This window comes from Brevibacterium sp. NPDC056726 (assembly GCF_042790515.1).
GTDB classification, from domain to species: domain Bacteria; phylum Actinomycetota; class Actinomycetes; order Actinomycetales; family Brevibacteriaceae; genus Brevibacterium; species Brevibacterium sanguinis.
The window spans coordinates 392269-408813 of record NZ_JBHTYZ010000003.1; the positions used below are offsets into that span (position 1 = coordinate 392269).

General features: G+C 68.4%; 16 protein-coding genes. 14 read left to right on the forward strand and 2 right to left on the reverse strand.

Annotated elements, in window-relative coordinates; all coding sequences use genetic code 11:
* Window positions 1–4: 4 nt before the first annotated feature.
* Together ACFQ91_RS08080 and ACFQ91_RS08085 are read right to left on the reverse strand one after the other, a co-directional pair.
* Window positions 5–667: a TrkA family potassium uptake protein gene (locus tag ACFQ91_RS08080; RefSeq protein ID WP_009380573.1), complete on the reverse strand. Its 663-nt coding sequence runs from the start codon at window positions 665–667 to the stop codon at window positions 5–7.
* On the reverse strand, window positions 660–2078 hold the full coding sequence (locus ACFQ91_RS08085) for a TrkH family potassium uptake protein (protein ID WP_051995634.1): 1419 nt from the start codon (window positions 2076–2078) through the stop codon (window positions 660–662). Before ACFQ91_RS08085 ends, ACFQ91_RS08080 begins: the two co-directional genes overlap by 8 nt.
* Before the next feature lie 58 nt (window positions 2079–2136).
* Between ACFQ91_RS08085 and ACFQ91_RS08090 the strand changes: the two genes are divergently transcribed.
* The 14 genes from ACFQ91_RS08090 to ccsB all read left to right on the forward strand — a co-directional run bounded on the left by ACFQ91_RS08090 (window position 2137) and on the right by ccsB (window position 16335).
* A complete protein-coding gene (locus ACFQ91_RS08090; protein WP_376871874.1) occupies window positions 2137–3333 on the forward strand; it encodes an acetoin utilization protein AcuC in 1197 nt (398 codons plus the stop codon).
* A 138-nt stretch (window positions 3334–3471) separates the two neighbouring features.
* Complete coding sequence (locus tag ACFQ91_RS08095) at window positions 3472–3570, forward strand: 30S ribosomal protein bS22 (RefSeq protein ID WP_005504750.1); 99 nt, start codon at window positions 3472–3474, stop codon at window positions 3568–3570.
* Between the two features lie 78 nt (window positions 3571–3648).
* Window positions 3649–3894: a glutaredoxin family protein gene (locus ACFQ91_RS08100; RefSeq protein ID WP_063249241.1), complete on the forward strand. Its 246-nt coding sequence runs from the start codon at window positions 3649–3651 to the stop codon at window positions 3892–3894.
* A 58-nt stretch (window positions 3895–3952) separates the two neighbouring features.
* Entirely contained in the window at window positions 3953–4645 is a 693-nt protein-coding gene (locus ACFQ91_RS08105) for a redox-sensing transcriptional repressor Rex (RefSeq protein WP_063249240.1), read from the forward strand.
* Window positions 4642–7134, forward strand: a complete 2493-nt coding sequence (gene hemA, locus ACFQ91_RS08110) for a glutamyl-tRNA reductase (RefSeq protein WP_376871878.1) — start codon at window positions 4642–4644, stop codon at window positions 7132–7134. The genes ACFQ91_RS08105 and hemA overlap by 4 nt, the downstream gene beginning before the upstream one ends.
* Complete coding sequence (locus tag ACFQ91_RS08115; protein ID WP_227007278.1) at window positions 7131–8750, forward strand: uroporphyrinogen-III synthase; 1620 nt, start codon at window positions 7131–7133, stop codon at window positions 8748–8750. Before hemA ends, ACFQ91_RS08115 begins: the two co-directional genes overlap by 4 nt.
* Window position 8751: 1 nt before the next feature.
* Window positions 8752–9735 (forward strand): porphobilinogen synthase, encoded by a 984-nt coding sequence (gene hemB / locus ACFQ91_RS08120; RefSeq protein WP_095376758.1) that lies wholly within the window; start codon window positions 8752–8754, stop codon window positions 9733–9735.
* Window positions 9732–10199 carry a MarR family winged helix-turn-helix transcriptional regulator gene (locus ACFQ91_RS08125; RefSeq protein WP_009380562.1) on the forward strand — a complete coding sequence of 156 codons (468 nt, stop codon included), beginning with the start codon at window positions 9732–9734 and terminating at the stop codon, window positions 10197–10199. The genes hemB and ACFQ91_RS08125 overlap by 4 nt, the downstream gene beginning before the upstream one ends.
* The gene (gene hemL, locus ACFQ91_RS08130; RefSeq protein ID WP_063249236.1) at window positions 10196–11563 is read left to right on the forward strand and encodes a glutamate-1-semialdehyde 2,1-aminomutase; all 1368 of its coding nucleotides are present in this window, start codon (window positions 10196–10198) and stop codon (window positions 11561–11563) included. The genes ACFQ91_RS08125 and hemL overlap by 4 nt, the downstream gene beginning before the upstream one ends.
* Entirely contained in the window at window positions 11563–12204 is a 642-nt protein-coding gene (locus ACFQ91_RS08135) for a histidine phosphatase family protein (protein WP_063249235.1), read from the forward strand. The genes hemL and ACFQ91_RS08135 overlap by 1 nt, the downstream gene beginning before the upstream one ends.
* Window positions 12201–12797, forward strand: coding sequence for a TlpA disulfide reductase family protein (locus ACFQ91_RS08140; RefSeq protein WP_063249234.1), 597 nt, complete (start codon window positions 12201–12203; stop codon window positions 12795–12797). The genes ACFQ91_RS08135 and ACFQ91_RS08140 overlap by 4 nt, the downstream gene beginning before the upstream one ends.
* A gap of 5 nt (window positions 12798–12802) precedes the next feature.
* On the forward strand, window positions 12803–13558 hold the full coding sequence (locus ACFQ91_RS08145) for a cytochrome c biogenesis CcdA family protein (RefSeq protein WP_040342424.1): 756 nt from the start codon (window positions 12803–12805) through the stop codon (window positions 13556–13558).
* Entirely contained in the window at window positions 13558–15210 is a 1653-nt protein-coding gene (locus ACFQ91_RS08150; protein ID WP_009380549.1) for a cytochrome c biogenesis protein ResB, read from the forward strand. Before ACFQ91_RS08145 ends, ACFQ91_RS08150 begins: the two co-directional genes overlap by 1 nt.
* 105 nt (window positions 15211–15315) lie before the next feature.
* On the forward strand, window positions 15316–16335 hold the full coding sequence (ccsB, locus tag ACFQ91_RS08155) for a c-type cytochrome biogenesis protein CcsB (RefSeq protein ID WP_063249233.1): 1020 nt from the start codon (window positions 15316–15318) through the stop codon (window positions 16333–16335).
* Window positions 16336–16545: the final 210 nt, after the last annotated feature.

Below are 16545 nucleotides of genomic sequence, written 5' to 3' on the forward strand. Positions count from 1 at the left end.
CCCCCTACGGGCGACCGGCGAAGCGGCTGAGGAGTTCGACGTTGCCCGCGACGATGAGGAGGTCCTGCTTGCCGACGCGGGTGGTCGGTTCGGCGTACGTGAAGTCGCGGCCCGGGCTCTTGATGCCGACGATCGTCACACCGTACTTGTCGCGGACCTTCGCCTCGCCGAGGGTGAACCCCTGGATCTCCCGCGGCGGGCGCATCTTCACGACCGCGAAGTGGCCTTCGTCGAACTCGATGTACTCCATCATCCGGGAGCTCACGAGGTGGGCGACGCGGATGCCGGCATCGGACTCCGGGTAGAGGACATGGTGGGCGCCGATGCGGTGGAGGATCTTGCCGTGCGCGGGGGAGATCGCCTTCGCCCACACCTGCGAGACCCCGAGGTCGACGAGGTTCGCCGTCGTGAGCACGCTCGCCTCGATCGAGGTGCCGATGCCGACGACCGCGGTCTGGAAGTCCGCGGCACCGACCTGGCGCAGGGCGTCGATGTTCGTCGAATCGGCCTCGACGACGTGGGTGAGTTTGCCGCTCCAGTCCTTGACGAGCTCGGCGTTGTGCTCGATGGCCATGACCTCGCGTCCCAGTCGCGTGAGCGTGACCGCAGTCGCCGAGCCGAAGCGTCCGAGCCCGATGACGAGGATGGAGGAGTTCTCGTTAGCCAACGACCGGCCTTTCTTCGGGGTAGCGGTAGAGACGGGCAGAGTCCTGCATGGACAGGGCTGCCGCCAGTGTAATCGTACCGAGACGCCCGATGAGCATGAGGACGGACAGCGTGTAGAGCCCCGGTTCCGAGACCGAGGCGGACACGCCGGCGCTCAGCCCGACGGTGCCGAACGCCGAGATCACCTCGAAGAGCACCCGGTCGAGGGATTCGTCGCTGATCTGGAGCATGACGAGGGTGCCGACGAAGACGATCGTCGCGCCGGTGAGCAGGATGGAGATCGAGAGTTTGATCGTCGAGGCGGTGAGCCTGCGACCGAACACGTTGACATCGGTGAGGCCCCGCGCCTCGGCGTAGGCGGCGAGGACGAGCACGGCCACTGTGGTCACCTTGATGCCGCCCGCCGTCGATGACGACCCGCCGCCGATGAACATCATCACGTCCATGAGCAGGTGCGTCGACTGGCTCATATCGGCGACATCCATCGTCGAGAACCCGCCCGAGCGCGGCATCACGGCCATGAAGAGGACCTCCATGAGCGTGTGGCCGGCGTTCTTGTCCCCGAGGGTCTTCGGGTTGCCGGATTCGAAGAGGAGGAGGAAGACGAACCCGAGCGCGAGCACGATCGTCGTCGTCGTCAGGGTCAGGCGGGTGTGCAGGTCCCAGTTCTTCGGCCGGTTCCAGTTCATCGCGATCATGAGGACGACGGGGAACCCGAGGGAGCCGACGAAGACGCCGATCATGATGAGCGAGAGGATCCACGGATCCTCGGAGAAGTACTCGGCCCCACCCGGGTGGATCGTGAAGCCGGCGTTGTTGAACGCGGAGATCGCGTAGAACACCGAGTACCAGATCGAATCGCCGACGCTGTCGCCGCGCATGAGGAAGCGCGGGAAGAGGAGGATCGCCAGGATTGCCTCGGCGGTGAGGATCGTGACGAAGACCGTCTTGAGCAGGGTGCCGACCTGACCGAGGTTGAGCGCCGAGGTGGCCTGCTGGGCGATGAGGCGCTGCCGGACTCCCAGCCGCCTCGAGACCGCCATCCCGAGCAGCGAGGCGAGGGTGAGGATGCCGAGACCGCCGACCTGGATGCCGGCGGTGATGACGGAGATGCCGAAGTCCGACCAGTAGTCCTCGGTGACCACCGGGGTCAGGCCGGTGACGCAGACCGCGGAGACGGCGACGAAGACGGCGTTGGCGATGTGCTCGGAGAGAGGGACCGATGCGGGGTCGCGCATGCTCGCCGGCAGCATGAGGATGACGGCGAAGACAGCGACGACGGCGACGAACGAGACGATCGCCAGCCGCGCGGGGGAGGCGACGGCGAGGTCGTCGACGAAGTCGCGGACCCAGCGCCCCGGGCGCAGGAAGCGGTCGAGGCTCCAGGGGGAATTGGTGGACACAGACTCCATGGTAGGACGGACGAGGGGCGAATCCCCGTAGGTGAGCCGCGCCATATAGCATTGCCCCATGGCAGATAGCGATGTCTACGTCGTCTGGGACGAGGCGGTGACCGGGTACGACTTCGGTCCCAGCCATCCGATGCACCCCCTGAGACTCGACCTCACCGCGAAGCTTGCGATCGACTTCGAGCTCTTCGACCGCGACGGCGTCGACGTCCGCTCCATCTCCGACCTCGACGAGGCGGCGCTGGCCCGCGTCCACGACGACGACTACATCACCGCCGTCAAGGAGGCGGGCAGTCCCGCCGGACTCGACCATGGGGAGGCGGAGCGGTTCGGGCTCGGCACCGACGACGTGCCCGTGTTCGAGAACATGCACTCCGCCTCGGCGATGCTCTTCCAGGGGTCGGTCGATGCGGCCCGGGCGATCACCAGCGGCGACTACCGCCGCGCGGTGAACTTCTCCGGCGGCATGCACCATGCGATGGCGGATCGGGCGAGCGGATTCTGCGTCTACAACGATGTCGCCGGGGCGATCACCGAGTTCCTCGACGCCGGTTTCGAGCGCATCGTCTACATCGACCTCGACGCCCACCACGGTGACGGCGTCGAAGCCCTCTTATGGGATGACCCGAGGGTGCTGACGATCTCCATCCACGAGTCCGGCAAATACCTCTTCCCCGGCACCGGGTACCCGGCAGACATCGGCGGACTCCGGGCGGCCGCCTCGGCGGCGAACATCGCCCTGCCCCCGCGCACCGGCGACGAGGACTGGCTGCGCGCCTTCGATGCCACCGTGCCCGCCCTCGTCGAGGCCTTCTCCCCGCAGGTCATCGTCTCCCAGCACGGGTGCGACGGACACCGGATGGACCCGCTCACCCACATGCGTCTGAGCATCGACGCGATGCGCGTCGCCACCGAACGCGTCCGCCGGCTCGCCGAGGACCATGCCGAGGGCCGGTGGCTCTCGACCGGGGGAGGAGGGTACGCGATCATCGATGTCGTGCCGCGCGCCTGGACGAACCTCATCGCCATCGCCGCCGACGCCGACATCGACCCGGGGACACGGATCCCCGGGCGCTGGGCGCACTACGCGCAGACGAAGACCGGCCGCGAAGCGCCGCTGACGATGACCGACGGCTTCGACGGCTCCTTCACCCCGTGGTCGCACGGATTCGACCCGGAAACCGAGCTCGACCGCGCGGTCATGGGCACCCGGAAGAACCTCTTCCCCTTCTTCGGCCTCGACCCGTACTTCGACTGACCCGAACGGCCTCCGCACCCGCTGTGGATCTCGACACAGTTTTGGGAAAGAACGGGCCGGGGCGATAGAATTGCACGGTTAGTTCAAAGGGTGGGCACCTGAAGTTCACCTCCACCGACAAGCACAAGGGGTACCCGCGTGGGCTCAGTCATCAAGAAGCGCCGCAAGCGTATGTCGAAGAAGAAGCACCGCAAGCTGCTTCGCAAGACACGTCACCAGCGTCGCAACAAGAAGTAAGACCGGGTACGGTCCTACGCCCCCGCTCGAATCCCATTTCGGCGGGGTTTGTTGTCACCTTCACAACAGGAGTGTGTCGTGGTCGAGCTGACCTTCCTCACCCGCGCCGGTTGCCACCTGTGCGAGACCGCGAAGGCCACCGTCGCCGAGGTGGTGTCCGGCAGGGACGTCACCGTGACCGAGATCGACATCGACAGCGACGAGGAGCTGACCGGCCGGTACGGCTGGGACGTCCCCGTGGTGCTCCTCGAAGGACGACAGCACAGCTTCCACCGGGTCGACCGGGACAGGCTGTCCCGGGCGCTCGAGGCGCTGGGCGCATGAGGCGCCCAGCGGCCGCAGCCCGGAACGCATGAGCAGAGTGAAGGAGTGACACGGTCCAGTGGGCGAGATTCTCTCCGCGGGCAGCATCGAGGGTGTCGTTCGCAAGGACGTCCCCGAGCGCGTCATCTCCCGACTCCCGATCTACCTCCAGACGGTCGAGACGATCGCGGCCACCGGCCAGACCACCGTGTCCTCGGAGGCGCTGGCCAGCCGCAGCGGCGTCTCCCCGTCGATCCTGCGCAAGGACCTCTCCCAGCTCGGCCGCCCCGGACGCCGCGGCGTCGGCTACGCGTGTGCGGAGCTGGCGGCGACGCTGCGGTCCTTCCTCGGCCTCGACCGCGCTCAGAGCGTGGCGATCATCGGCGCCGGACGGCTCGGCTCCGCGCTCGCCGACTATGCCGGCTTCCGCGGCCGGGGCCTGCGGCTGACAGCGATCTTCGACGTCGACGAGGCGAAGGTCGGCACCACCATCGGAGCGCTCACCGTCTCCGACCTCAGCGAACTCGCCACCTGGCCCGATGACATCGACCTCGTGGTCATGGCGGTTCCCGCCTCCGCGGCACCGGCGGCGGCGCGCATCGCCGCCGACGCCGGCGTGCGCGGCATTCTCAACTTCGCACCCACAGTGCTCGAGACCCCGGACTCCGTGCGGGTCCGACAGGTGGATCTGGCCAGTGAGCTGCAAGTACTCGCGTATTACTCGGCGCTCGATGACAACGCCGGCACTCCAGTTGAGGAGCACAGCAATTGACTCTCTTGGTTCTCGGCATCTCCCACCAGTCGGCGCCGATCGACATGCTCGACGCCCTGGCCTTCGGCACCGATGACGTCGACCGTCTGCGGACCGACGCCCTCGGCGGTGCGAGCGTCGACGGTCTCGCCGTCCTCTCGACGTGCAACCGCCTCGAACTCATCGCCGACGTCTCCGCCTTCCACGGCGGGCTCGCCGACCTCGGCAACGCACTCGTGTCCTCAATCGACAAGGAATGGCAGGACATCGCCGGGCACTTCTACGCCCACTACGACTCCCAGGCCCTCCAGCACCTCCTCAAGGTCGCCTGCGGACTCGACTCGATGGCGATCGGCGAGGCCCAGATCCTCGGTCAGCTGCGCTCGACGTTCACCGATTCGATGGCGGCCGGAGCCCTGACCTCCGACCTCTCCCATGCCCTCCAGCAGAGCCTGCGGGTGGGCAAGCGAGCCCATTCCGAGACCGGCCTCGACGAGGTGGCCCGCTCCCTCTTCGGTGCCGCCCTGGAGGCCTCCCAGGCCCACATCGGTTCGCTGCGCGCGGCGAACGCGCTGGTCATCGGGGCCGGTGCGATGTCGGGCCTCGTCGTCGCAGGCCTCCACAAGGAGGGCGTCAATCACCTCACCGTGCTCAACCGCACGATCGAGAAGGCCGAACGCCTCATCGCCGAGGTGGGCGGCCGTGCCCGTGAGCTCACCCCGCGGACACTCGCCGAGGAGATCGCCGACGCCGACCTCATCATCTCCTGCACCGGCGCCCGCGGCGTCGTCGTCACCCGCGACGACATCGTCGCCGGCCTGTCCCAGAGTTCGAAGTCCGCGGCGAACAAGGCCTTCATCGACTTCGCCCTGCCGCATGACATCGACCCGAGCGTGCGCGAGTTCGAACACGTCGCCCTCTTCGGCCTCGGTGAGATCCGTAACCTCCTCACGAGCTCCGCGAACGAACGCGACGCCGCCGTCGTCGAGACCGTCGAAGCCGTGCGCGCGATCATCGCCGAGGAGGCCGACAAGCTCGAGTCCGGGGCGAAGGAGCGCGCCGTCGCCCCCACCGTCACCGCCCTGCGCACGCATGCCAAGGACGTCATCGCCGCCGAGACCGAGCGCCTGGAGAAGAAGATCGGCGAATCCGTCGACGAGAAGGTCTTCGCCGAGATCCGCAAGTCGCTGCACCGTGTGGCCGAGAAGCTCATCCACACCCCGACCGTCAAGGTCAAGGAGCTCGCAATCTCCGACTCCGACGTCGACTACGCCCAGGCCCTCATCCAGCTCTTCGACCTGCCGACGATCAAGGTCGCCCACGCGAAGGCGACCCCGGAGACGAAGGTCGCGAAGGCCTCGAGCCCCGAGCACATCGAAGCCGACGGACTTCGTCCCGTCGCCGACCACACCCTCGACGTCGTCGAACCCGAGCATCCGACGGGCCGGACGATCCGACTCGGCACCCGCCGCTCCCAGCTCGCCCGCTCGCAGTCGACGGCGATCGCCCACCAGATCGCGGCCCTGACCGGCTGGCGGGTCGAGATCGTCGAGGTCGTCACCGAAGGCGACGTCAACATGTCCCCGCTCGCCGGATTCGGCGGCACGGGCGTGTTCGTCTCCGCCGTGCGCCAGGCCCTCCACCAGGGCCAGATCGACGTCGCCGTCCATTCGCTCAAGGACCTGCCGACGACGCCGGAGCCGGGGATCCAGCTCGCAGCGATCCCGCCCCGCGTCGATCCCGCCGACGTCCTCATCGGCCGCGACGGCCTCGGCCTGAGCGAGCTGCCCGCCGGCAGCGTCGTCGGCACCGGTTCGCCGAGGCGCGCCGTCCAGCTGCGCGCCGCCCGCCCCGACATCGAGGTCCGCGGGGTCCGCGGCAACGTCGACACCCGCATCGCCCATGTCCGCGACGGCCGCCTCGATGCCGTCGTCCTCGCCGCAGCCGGTGTCCGTCGCATCGGGCGCCTCGCCGAGGCGACCGACCTCCTCGACTTCGACACGATGCTTCCCGCTCCCGGACAGGGGGCGCTGGCGATCGAGACCCGCGGCGCCGACAGCCCGTTCACCCAGGACGAGGAGCTCATGGCCGGCGACGTCGCCATCCGCACGGCCCTGCGCCGCCTCCACGACGAGGCCACCGACCTCGCCGTGACCTGCGAACGGGCCATCCTCTCCCGCGCCGAAGCCGGATGCTCGGCCCCGATCGGAGCCCTTGCGACGATCGAGGGCGATGAGGTCGTCGTCACCGCGATGATGGCCGACGACGACGGCACCATCGCCCGCACCCGGATGTCCGCGCCGCTGCCCGTCGTCGACGGCGACCTCTCCTCCCGCGACGACGAAGCGCTCAAGGTCGCGGGCAAGGAGATCGCCCGTGTTGCCGACGAACTCGGCACCGCCGCCGCCGAGGACCTCCTGCGCCGACTCGACATCGACCCTGCGCAGTCGTCGGACCACCTCACCCCCGTCAAGGCCGCCGCCCAATCGTCGTCCCAGGGGCGCGCATGAGCAGCGCGGAGATGCCGGAGAAAGCGCCGACGGGACAGGTCCAGCCCCGTCGGCTGCTGCCGGTGGCCCCACGCGTCGTCTTCATCGGCTCCGGGCCCGGGGAGGCGGGACTGATGACCGCACGGGGTGCCGACATCCTCGCTGACGCCTCCCTCGTCGTCTACGACGCCCAGGTCCACGCAGAGATCGTCACCGCCTACGTCCCGCAGGCGGCCGAGGTCATCGACGCCGCCGAACTCGGCCAGGCCGCCTCGACCCGCGGGCGCCGCCTCGCCGACCTCGCCCGCCCCGACAAGACCGTCGTGCGCCTGAGCTCGGACGACGGACTCCTCTTCACGACGACGACCACCGAGGCGGCCGTGTGCCGCAAGGCCGGCATCGACGTCGAGATCGTCCCCGGAGTCGGCCTGTCCGCGGCGACCGCCGCCTACACGGGCACTCCGCTGACGACGAACCGCGTCCGCTCGGTGCGCTACATCGAGTCCGGCCCGCAGACCCACGTCGACGTGTCCAAGCACCGCAACACCACGCACGTGCTCACCGGCACCGCCGCCGAGCATGAAGAGGCCTTCCGCGCCCTGCTCGCTGACGGCTGGGACGAGACGACGAAGGTCCTCGTCGGCTGGGGGATCTCGACGACGGAGCAGACGACGGTGGAGACGACCCTCGGCCAGGCCGCAGCCCTGTGCCGGTCCGCCGGGGACCGGATGGTCGTCATCATGGGCCAGGGCGTCGAGGACCGCGGAGAGCTCAGCTGGTTCGAGACCAAGCCCCTGTTCGGCTGGCAGGTCCTCATCCCGCGGACGAAGGAGCAGGGGACCTCGACCGCCGAGGCGCTCGCCGAGCTCGGCGCCGTCGGCACCGTCGTGCCGACCATCGCGGTCCAGCCGCCGCGCACCCCCACGCAGATGGAGAAGGCGATCCGCGGCCTCGTCGACGGATCCTACGAATGGGTGGGCTTCACCTCGGTCAATGCCGTGCGCGCCGTGCGCATGTGGTTCGAGGACTTCGGCCTCGACGCCCGCTCCCTGGCCGGTGTCAAGGTCGCCGCCGTCGGCGGACGCACCGCCGCGGCGCTGCTCGACTGGGGGATCACCCCTGACCTCGTCCCCGACGGCGAGCACTCCGCCCGCGGACTCGCCGCCTCCTGGCCGGACTACGTCGACGACATCGACCCGATGAACACCGTCCTCCTGCCCCGTGCCGACATCGCCACCGAGGTGCTCGTGGCCGGCCTGCTCGAGAAGGGCTGGGACGTCGACGACGTCACCGCCTACCGCACGGTCCGCGCCTCCCCGCCGCCGGCGCCGATCCGGGAGGCGATCAAGGCCGGCGACTTCGACGCATTCCTCTTCACGTCGTCGTCGACGGTGCGCAACCTCGTCGGCATCGCCGGCAAGCCCGCGGCCACCTCGGTGATCTGCTGCATCGGACCGGCCACCGCGAACACCGCGGAGGAGCACGGCCTGCGCGTCGACGTCCTCGCCGAGGAGGCCAACCTCACCTCCCTCATCGACGGTCTCGTCGCCTTTGCGACGAGGATGCGCGATGAGGACCTCGCCGCGGGGCAGACCCCGATGCGCCCCAGCCAGAAACGCCGGAGAAAGAAGGCCTGACATGGCACCGATCATCCGTCCGCGCCGCCTGCGCTCGACACCGGCGATGCGCCGCCTCGTGAGCGAGGTGCGGCTCCATCCGGCCGACCTCGTCCTGCCCATGTTCGTCAAGGAGTCCCTCAGCCAGCCCGCGCCGCTCTCGGGCATGCCGGGGGTCGTCCAGCACACCCTCGACTCGCTCCTCGACGCCGCACGCGAAGCGGTTGCGGCCGGAGTCGGCGGGCTCATGCTCTTCGGCATCCCCGAGGTCCGCGACGAGACCGGGTCACAGGCCGATGATCCCGAAGGCATCCTCAACCGGGCGCTGCGACTGCTGCGTGATGAGTTCGGCGAGGAGACGGTCATCATGGCCGACCTCTGCCTCGACGAGTTCACCTCCCACGGCCACTGCGGCGTGCTCGACGAGACCGGCCGCGTCGACAACGACGCGACCCTTGTGCGCTACGCGTCGATGGCGGTCGCCCAGGCCCGCGCCGGTGCCCACGTCGTCGGTCTCTCGGGGATGATGGACGGCCAGGTCGCCGTGTGCCGGGAGGCCCTCGACGACCACGGCTTCACCGATGTCGTCGTCCTCGGCTACACCGCGAAGTACGCCTCGGCGTTCTACGGGCCCTTCCGTGAAGCCGTCGACTCCGAGCTCAAGGGCGACCGCAAGACCTACCAGCAGGATCCCGCGAACGGCCGCGAGGCCATGCACGAACTCGACCTCGACCTCGCCGAGGGCGCGGACATCGTCATGGTCAAGCCCGGCCAGCCCTACCTCGACGTCCTCGCAGAGGTGGCCGCCGAGTCCCCGGTGCCCGTGTGGACGTACCAGGTGTCCGGGGAGTACGCGATGATCGAGTTCGCGGCCGCGGCCGGTGCGATCGACCGGGAGAGGGCGATCGAGGAATCGCTCATCGGCTTCAAGCGCGCCGGCGCCGACGCGATCCTCACCTACTGGGCCACCGAGGTCGCCCGGCAGCTGACGGGAGGCCGACGATGAGCGAACCGCGCTGGCTCTCGACTGCTGAACAGAAGTCGTGGCGCAAGTACCTCACGGGCAGCCAGCTGCTCCACACCCAGGTCGAAGCCGACCTGCGGGAGCACTTCGGCATCGGTCTGCCCGAGTACGAGATCCTCGTGCGCCTGAGCGAGAGCGAGAACCGGTCGCTGCGCATGGCGCAGCTCGCCGCGGACACGACGATGTCGCGTTCGCGTCTGACCCACAGTGTTGCGAGAATGGAGAAGAAGGGGCTCCTGGCGAGGTGCCCGATCCCCGAGGACGGTCGCGGCGTGAGCTGTGCGATGACCGACGCAGGATGGGACCTCCTCGTCTCGGCCGCCCCGACGCACGTCGAGAGCGTGCGCGACAACCTCGTCGATCTGCTCGAACCCGAGGAGATGGCGACACTCGGAACCATCTTCACGAAGGTCACCCGGCACCTCAGGGCGAAGGAGAACTCATGACCGAGACCCGGACCACCGCGACCCAGCCGACCACGGAATCGGCAGCGCTCTTCACCCGCGCCGAACGCGTCATCCCCGGCGGGGTGAACTCGCCGGTGCGGGCGTTCCGGGCGGTCGGGGGCACCCCGCGCTTCATCACCTCGGCGACGGGGGCCTGGCTGCGCGACGCCGACGGGAACGACTACATCGACCTCATCGGCTCGTGGGGGCCGATGATCATGGGCCATTCGCGCCCCGAGGTCCTCGCCGCAGTCCAGGAGGCCGCCGTCAAGGGCTTCTCCTTCGGCACCCCGTCCGTCGGTGAGGTCGAACTCGCCGAGGAGATCGTCTCCCGAGTCGACCCCGTCGAGGAGGTGCGCCTGGTGTCCTCGGGCACCGAGGCGACGATGAGCGCGATCCGCCTCGCCCGCGGCTTCACGGGCCGACCCAAGGTCGTCAAGTTCGCTGGCTGCTACCACGGTCACGTCGACTCGCTGCTCGCGCAGGCCGGATCCGGGCTCGCGACCTTCTCCCTCCCCGACACGCCGGGGGTGACCGGGGCCCAGGCCGAGGACACCATCGTCGTGGACTACAACGACGCCGAGGGCCTGCGCGCCGTCTTCGCCGAACACGGGGACTCCATCGCCTGCGTCATCACCGAGGCGAGTCCCGGCAACATGGGCGTCGTCCCGCCCCGGGACGGCTTCACGAACACGATCCGCGAACTCACGAAGGCGCACGGTGCGCTGATGATCAGCGACGAGGTGATGACCGGGTTCCGCGTCTCCGCCGCCGGATGGTACGGCTACGAATCCGAGACGCTGGGCTACCCCGAGGGTCCGGCCGACCTCTTCACGTTCGGCAAGGTCATGGGCGGAGGCTTCCCGGCTGCGGCCTTCGGCGGTCGCGCCGACGTCATGGCCCACCTCGCTCCGGCCGGTCCCGTCTACCAGGCGGGCACGCTCTCGGGCAATCCGGTCGCCACGGCAGCGGGACTCGCGACGCTGCGGCTGACCACCGACCTCGACGTCTACTCGCACATCGGCCGGGCTGCCGACATCCTCCGTCCCGCGGTCGCCGAGGCACTCGACGCCGAGGGGGTGGCCCACACGATCCAGTCGGCGAACTCGATGTTCTCCGTCTTCTTCACCGACCGCGAGGTCGTCGACTACGACGACGCCCGGGCGCAGAACGTCGAGCGCTATTCCGTGTTCTTCAACTCGATGCTCGCCTCGGGCATCCACATGCCGCCGAGTGCCTTCGAAGCGTGGTTCCTCTCCTACGCCCACACCGACGAGATCCTCGAGCGGATCATCGCGGCCCTGCCGGCCGCCGCGAAGGCCGCCGCCGCGGTGCCCGATAAGCCCGCCGGCCAGGAGGCGTGATGAGCACGATCCACCTCGTCCGCCACGGCGAAGTCGACAACCCCGAGGGCATCCTCTACGGCAGGATCCCCGGCTTCGGGCTGACCGAGCGCGGTCACGAGATGGCGCGCCGGGTCAGTGAGCACTTCGCGGAGGCCGACACGCAGCCCGTCGCGCTCGTCGCCTCCCCGCTGCTGCGCGCGCAGCAGACGATGGCCCCGCTGTCCGAGCGCCTCGGTCTGCCGGTGACCACCGACGACCGCGTCATCGAGGCGGCGAACTCGTTCGAGGGGCAGAAGCTCTCGGCGCGCAAGCTCAGCGAACCGAAGAACCTCGTGCGCCTCTACAACCCGCTCATCCCCTCGTGGGGCGAGCCCTACCGGCAGATCGTGCTGCGGATGCAGGCGGCCATGGCCAGCCTCCGAGCCCGCCTCGCACCTCACGGCGAGGAGGCCGAGGCCGTCGTCGTCTCCCATCAGCTTCCGATCTGGATGGCCAGGCTCGCCGGCGAAGGACGCTCCCTCGTCCACGACCCGCGCAAACGTGAATGCGCTCTGGCCTCTGTCACGAGTTTCACATTCGACTCGTCCACACTGGTGTCCGTGAGCTACGAGAACATCTGCGCGGATCTCCAGCCCGGCCACGCGGTGGCAGGAGCATGATCGGCGGCAACCGGCCCCTCGGCCGACGAGCGGTCCTCTCCGGCATCGTCGCAGGCACAGCGCTCGTCCTCAGCGCGTGCAGCGAGAACGACGACCTCGCCGCCCAGGCGGGATCCGATCAGGGGTACGTCTCCGGATCCGGCGTCGTCTCCCAGGTGCCGGTCAAAGACCGCGGCGAACCGCTCGACCTGAGCTTCACGACGATCGACGGCACGCAGATGTCGCTGGCCGACATCCGCCCGAAGCCCGCCGTCATCAACCTCTGGTACGCCGCGTGCCCGCCCTGCCGAGTGGAGGCCCCCGACCTCAAAGCCGTCTCCGAGGAGTTCGCCGACCGGGCACAGTTCATCGGCGTCAACGTCCGGGACCAGGAGCCCGAGGCGAGCGCGTTCATCGCGAACTACCAGATCCCGTACCCGAACATGATCGACTCGAACGGTGACATGGTCGCCCTCCTCTCCGGTGTCCTGCCTCCGCAGGCGACGCCGTCGACTGTCATCCTCGACGCGCAGGGCCGTGCCGCGGCCCGCGTCGTCGGCGCCGTCGACGAGTCGACTCTCAGGGGACTCATCGAGGACGTGCTGGCGGAGTGAATGGGATCGGGGCGGACTTCGCCCAGGCGGTGCTCACCGGTCCTCTGCTGCTCGCGGCCGGTGCCGCAGCGCTTGCCGGACTCGTCTCCTTCGTCTCTCCGTGTGTGCTCCCGCTCGTGCCCGGCTACGTCGGCTATGTCACGGGACTGAGCGGATCCTCCCTCAAGGACAAGGAGACGTGGCGCGTGGTCCTCGGGATCACGCTCTTCGTGCTCGGGTTCACCATCGTCTTCGTCATCCTCGGCACCGGCTTCTCCGCCCTCGGCGCCCTGTTCTCCCAATGGCAGGACATCGTCATCCGGATCCTCGGCGTCGGAGTGATGATCGCCGGGCTCGTCTTCATGGGAGCCTTCGGGTTCCTTCAGAGGGAACGGCGGATCCAGAAGAAGCCGAAGGCGGGACTCTGGGGTGCGCCGGTGCTCGGAGCGACGTTCGCGATCGGGTGGGCACCCTGTGTGGGGCCCACGCTCTCAGCCGTGCTGACGATGTCGCTGAGTTTCGGCTCCGACGGAACGCTGTGGCGCGGCGCCTTCCTCGCGTTCGTCTACTGCCTCGGCCTCGGCATCCCCTTCATCTTCCTGGCGATCGCCATCCACAAGGGTGCCGGCCGCCTCTCCTGGGTGCGCGAGCACCAGACGACGATCGTGCGCATCGGCGGCGCCCTGCTCATCGCGCTCGGCTTCGTCATGGCCATCGGACTGTGGAACCAGTGGATGAATTCCCTGCAGGGACTCATCTACGGATTTGAAGTGGTGATCTAGTGGCAGACAAGACTGCTGACAACACGACGACCGCGGGCGGCCGCGACGCAGGCCCGACGGCGCCCGCGTCGGGGAAGGGCCCGGATCGCACCGCTGTGACCCAACCGCAGCTCGGCTTCATCGGCATGTGCCGGTGGGCGTGGCGGCAGCTGACGACGATGCGCGTGGCGCTCATCCTCCTCCTCGTCCTCGCGCTCGCGTCGATCCCCGGCTCACTGCTGCCGCAGCGGATCCAGGATCCGGGGCGGGTGAACACCTTTCTCGACGAGAACGGGGCGTGGGGAGGCTTCCTCGACGCCATCGGAATGTTCGACGTCTACTCCTCGATCTGGTTCTCCGCGGTCTACCTGCTGCTGATGATCTCGCTGGTCGGATGCATCGTCCCACGCGCCGGCCAGCACTGGAAGGCGATGCGCTCCGCGCCTCCCAAGGGACCGCGGCGGCTGGGAAGGATGCCCGGATACGTGGCGTTCACCTCGGCGGAGGTCGAGGACGGGGAACTCACCGACGAGGAGTTCCTCGACGCCGCGCAGGCCCGGCTGAAGAAGCTCGGCTACCGCACCTCCCGCTACGGTGACCATGTCGCGGCCGAACGCGGCTACCTGCGCGAGACCGGCAACCTCGTCTTCCACATCGCGGTCCTCATGACGACCCTGACCATGGCGATCGGATCGCTCTTCGGGTACGAGGGTCAGCGCGTCCTCGTCGAGGGGGACACGTTCACGAACTCCCTCGTCGCCTACGATTCCTTCGACCCGGGCACCTACTACGATCCCGACAATCTTCCCCAGTTCCGCCTCACCCTCGACGACTTCGAAGCGACCTTCGACGACCAGGCCCTCGGCAACCAGTTCGGTCAGCCCCGCACCTTCGAAGCGCAGGTGACCTCGACGGTGGACGGGAAGTCGAAGACGGAGACGCTCAAGGTCAACGAACCCATCCGCGTCGCCGACACCGGCATCTACCTCACCGGCAACGGGTACGCTCCCGAGGTGACGGTGCGGGACGCGACGGGCAAGGTCGTGCGCTCCGGCCCACAGGTCTTCATCCCCGCCAACGGCGACCCCGGCTACACCTCGGAGGGGGCCATCAAGGTTCCCGATGCCGCGGGTGAGCAGATGGGATTCGTCGGCGTCCTGCTGCCGACGGCGACGCAGAACGAGCAGGGCGACCTCGTCTCGAACTTCGCAGAGCTGCGCAATCCCTACCTCGTCATGAGCGGGTACACCGGTGATCTCGGCCTCGATTCGGGGGTGCCGCAGTCGGTGTACACCCTCGACGCCTCGAGGATGACGCAGATGACCGATGCCTCAGGCGATCCGCTCGTCATCCAGCTCGTTCCGGGGGAGACGCAGCAGCTGCCCAATGGGGGTTCGGTGACGTTCGACGGGGTCAAGCGCTTCATCGCCGTCGACATCTCCCAGGACCCGACCCAGGCGCTCATGTTCATCAGCTCCGCCCTCGTCCTCATCGGCCTCGGACTCTCCCTGTTCATCCCGCGCCGTCGGATGTGGGTGCGGATCAAGGGCGCCGATGTCGAAGTGGCGGCGCTCGCCCGCGGCGAGGATCCGATGGTCGAACGCGCCGCGCGCGAACTCGCCAAGGACCTCGGCAGCGAGAGCCGCGACGACGATGACGACAGGGAAAGATGAGCCGGGCCTACTACAGGGAGTAGAATCGTGTCCGTGTGCTGCCCTGCAGCGAGCACGGCAGTCCGACAACGCTAGGAATTGAGCACCTCACGGTGCGGAGGAATCATGGACGTCAACCTTGATCTGGCGATGTGGTCGAACCAGCTCATCGTCTCCGCGATGGTCGTCTACGCCGTTGCGATGATCTTCTACGCCTTCGACCTCTTCGGCGGACGTGAGCTCAAGCGCTCCGAAGGTGCGACGGTCGCCGCGAAGCCGAGCACCGTCAGACGCACCAACAGGCGGACCGCGACAGCTCTGCTCGATCGGCCGGGTGCCGGTGACGACTCCGGCTCCGGGGCGGCGTCCGGCGGTGCCGAGGACCTCAAGGGTCGTGCCCGTCGCGGCGCCCGCATCGGCACCTCGCTGCTCGTCCTCGCCATCATCCTCCACGTCGCCTCGGTGCTCACCCGCACGTTCTCGGTGATGCGCGTGCCGTGGGGCAACATGATGGAGTACGTGCTCACGGCGACGGCCATCACCGTCATCGTCTACCTCATCGTGCTCACCCGCAAGGACATCCGCTACCTCGGGACCTTCCTCTCCGGTGCGGTGCTGCTCTCGCTCGGCCTGGCGATCACGGTGTTCTACACGCCCGCCGCGCAGCTCATCCCGGCGCTCGACTCCTACTGGATCGCCATCCATGTGCCGATCGCGATCCTCTCGACCGCTCTGCTCTCGATCTCCGCGATCCTCGCCGTCTTTCAGATCCTCAAGACCGTCAGCGAGGACAAGGATCCCAAACTGCTGCGCTTCATGCGCCGCCTGCCGTCGAGCACCGACCTCGAGCGCACCTCCTACATGCTCGCCGCGGTCGGCTTCATCACGTGGACCTTCACCCTCATCGCTGGCGCCATCTGGGCCGAGGTCGCCTGGAGCCGCTACTGGGGCTGGGACACGAAGGAGATCTGGACCTTCGTCGTCTGGGTCATCTACGCCGCCTACCTCCACGCCCGTGCGACCCGCGGCTGGGGTCCGACGAAGGTCGCCGTCCTCAACCTCATCGGCATCGCCTCGGTGATCTTCAACTTCACCGTCGTCAACGTCTACTTCAACGGACTCCATTCCTACTCCGGGCTCGGGTGAGGCTCTCTCCTCCCTACCGAGACCGTTTGTGGTCGATAAACCGAGGCCGAAACGCCGTTTGAGCGTTTCGGCCTCGGTTTATCGACCACAACTGCGTTGGTTCGCGCCGAGGCGGGAGCGGTGGCCGTTGCCGCTGGCCACCACCCCGTTTGCGGTCGGAAGACCGAGCCAGATCGGCCATTTTCGCGTTTTGGCCTCGGTTCTTCGACC

Coding starts and splice junctions, on each gene's coding strand:
- ACFQ91_RS08085 (WP_051995634.1), bottom strand. CDS start 2,078: ATGGAGTCTGTGTCCACCAATTCCCCCTGGAGCCTCGACCGCTTCCTG.
- ACFQ91_RS08090 (WP_376871874.1), top strand. CDS start 2,137: ATGGCAGATAGCGATGTCTACGTCGTCTGGGACGAGGCGGTGACCGGG.
- ACFQ91_RS08115 (WP_227007278.1), top strand. CDS start 7,131: ATGAGCAGCGCGGAGATGCCGGAGAAAGCGCCGACGGGACAGGTCCAG.
- hemB (WP_095376758.1), top strand. CDS start 8,752: ATGGCACCGATCATCCGTCCGCGCCGCCTGCGCTCGACACCGGCGATG.
- ACFQ91_RS08125 (WP_009380562.1), top strand. CDS start 9,732: ATGAGCGAACCGCGCTGGCTCTCGACTGCTGAACAGAAGTCGTGGCGC.
- hemL (WP_063249236.1), top strand. CDS start 10,196: ATGACCGAGACCCGGACCACCGCGACCCAGCCGACCACGGAATCGGCA.
- ACFQ91_RS08135 (WP_063249235.1), top strand. CDS start 11,563: ATGAGCACGATCCACCTCGTCCGCCACGGCGAAGTCGACAACCCCGAG.
- ACFQ91_RS08140 (WP_063249234.1), top strand. CDS start 12,201: ATGATCGGCGGCAACCGGCCCCTCGGCCGACGAGCGGTCCTCTCCGGC.
- ccsB (WP_063249233.1), top strand. CDS start 15,316: ATGGACGTCAACCTTGATCTGGCGATGTGGTCGAACCAGCTCATCGTC.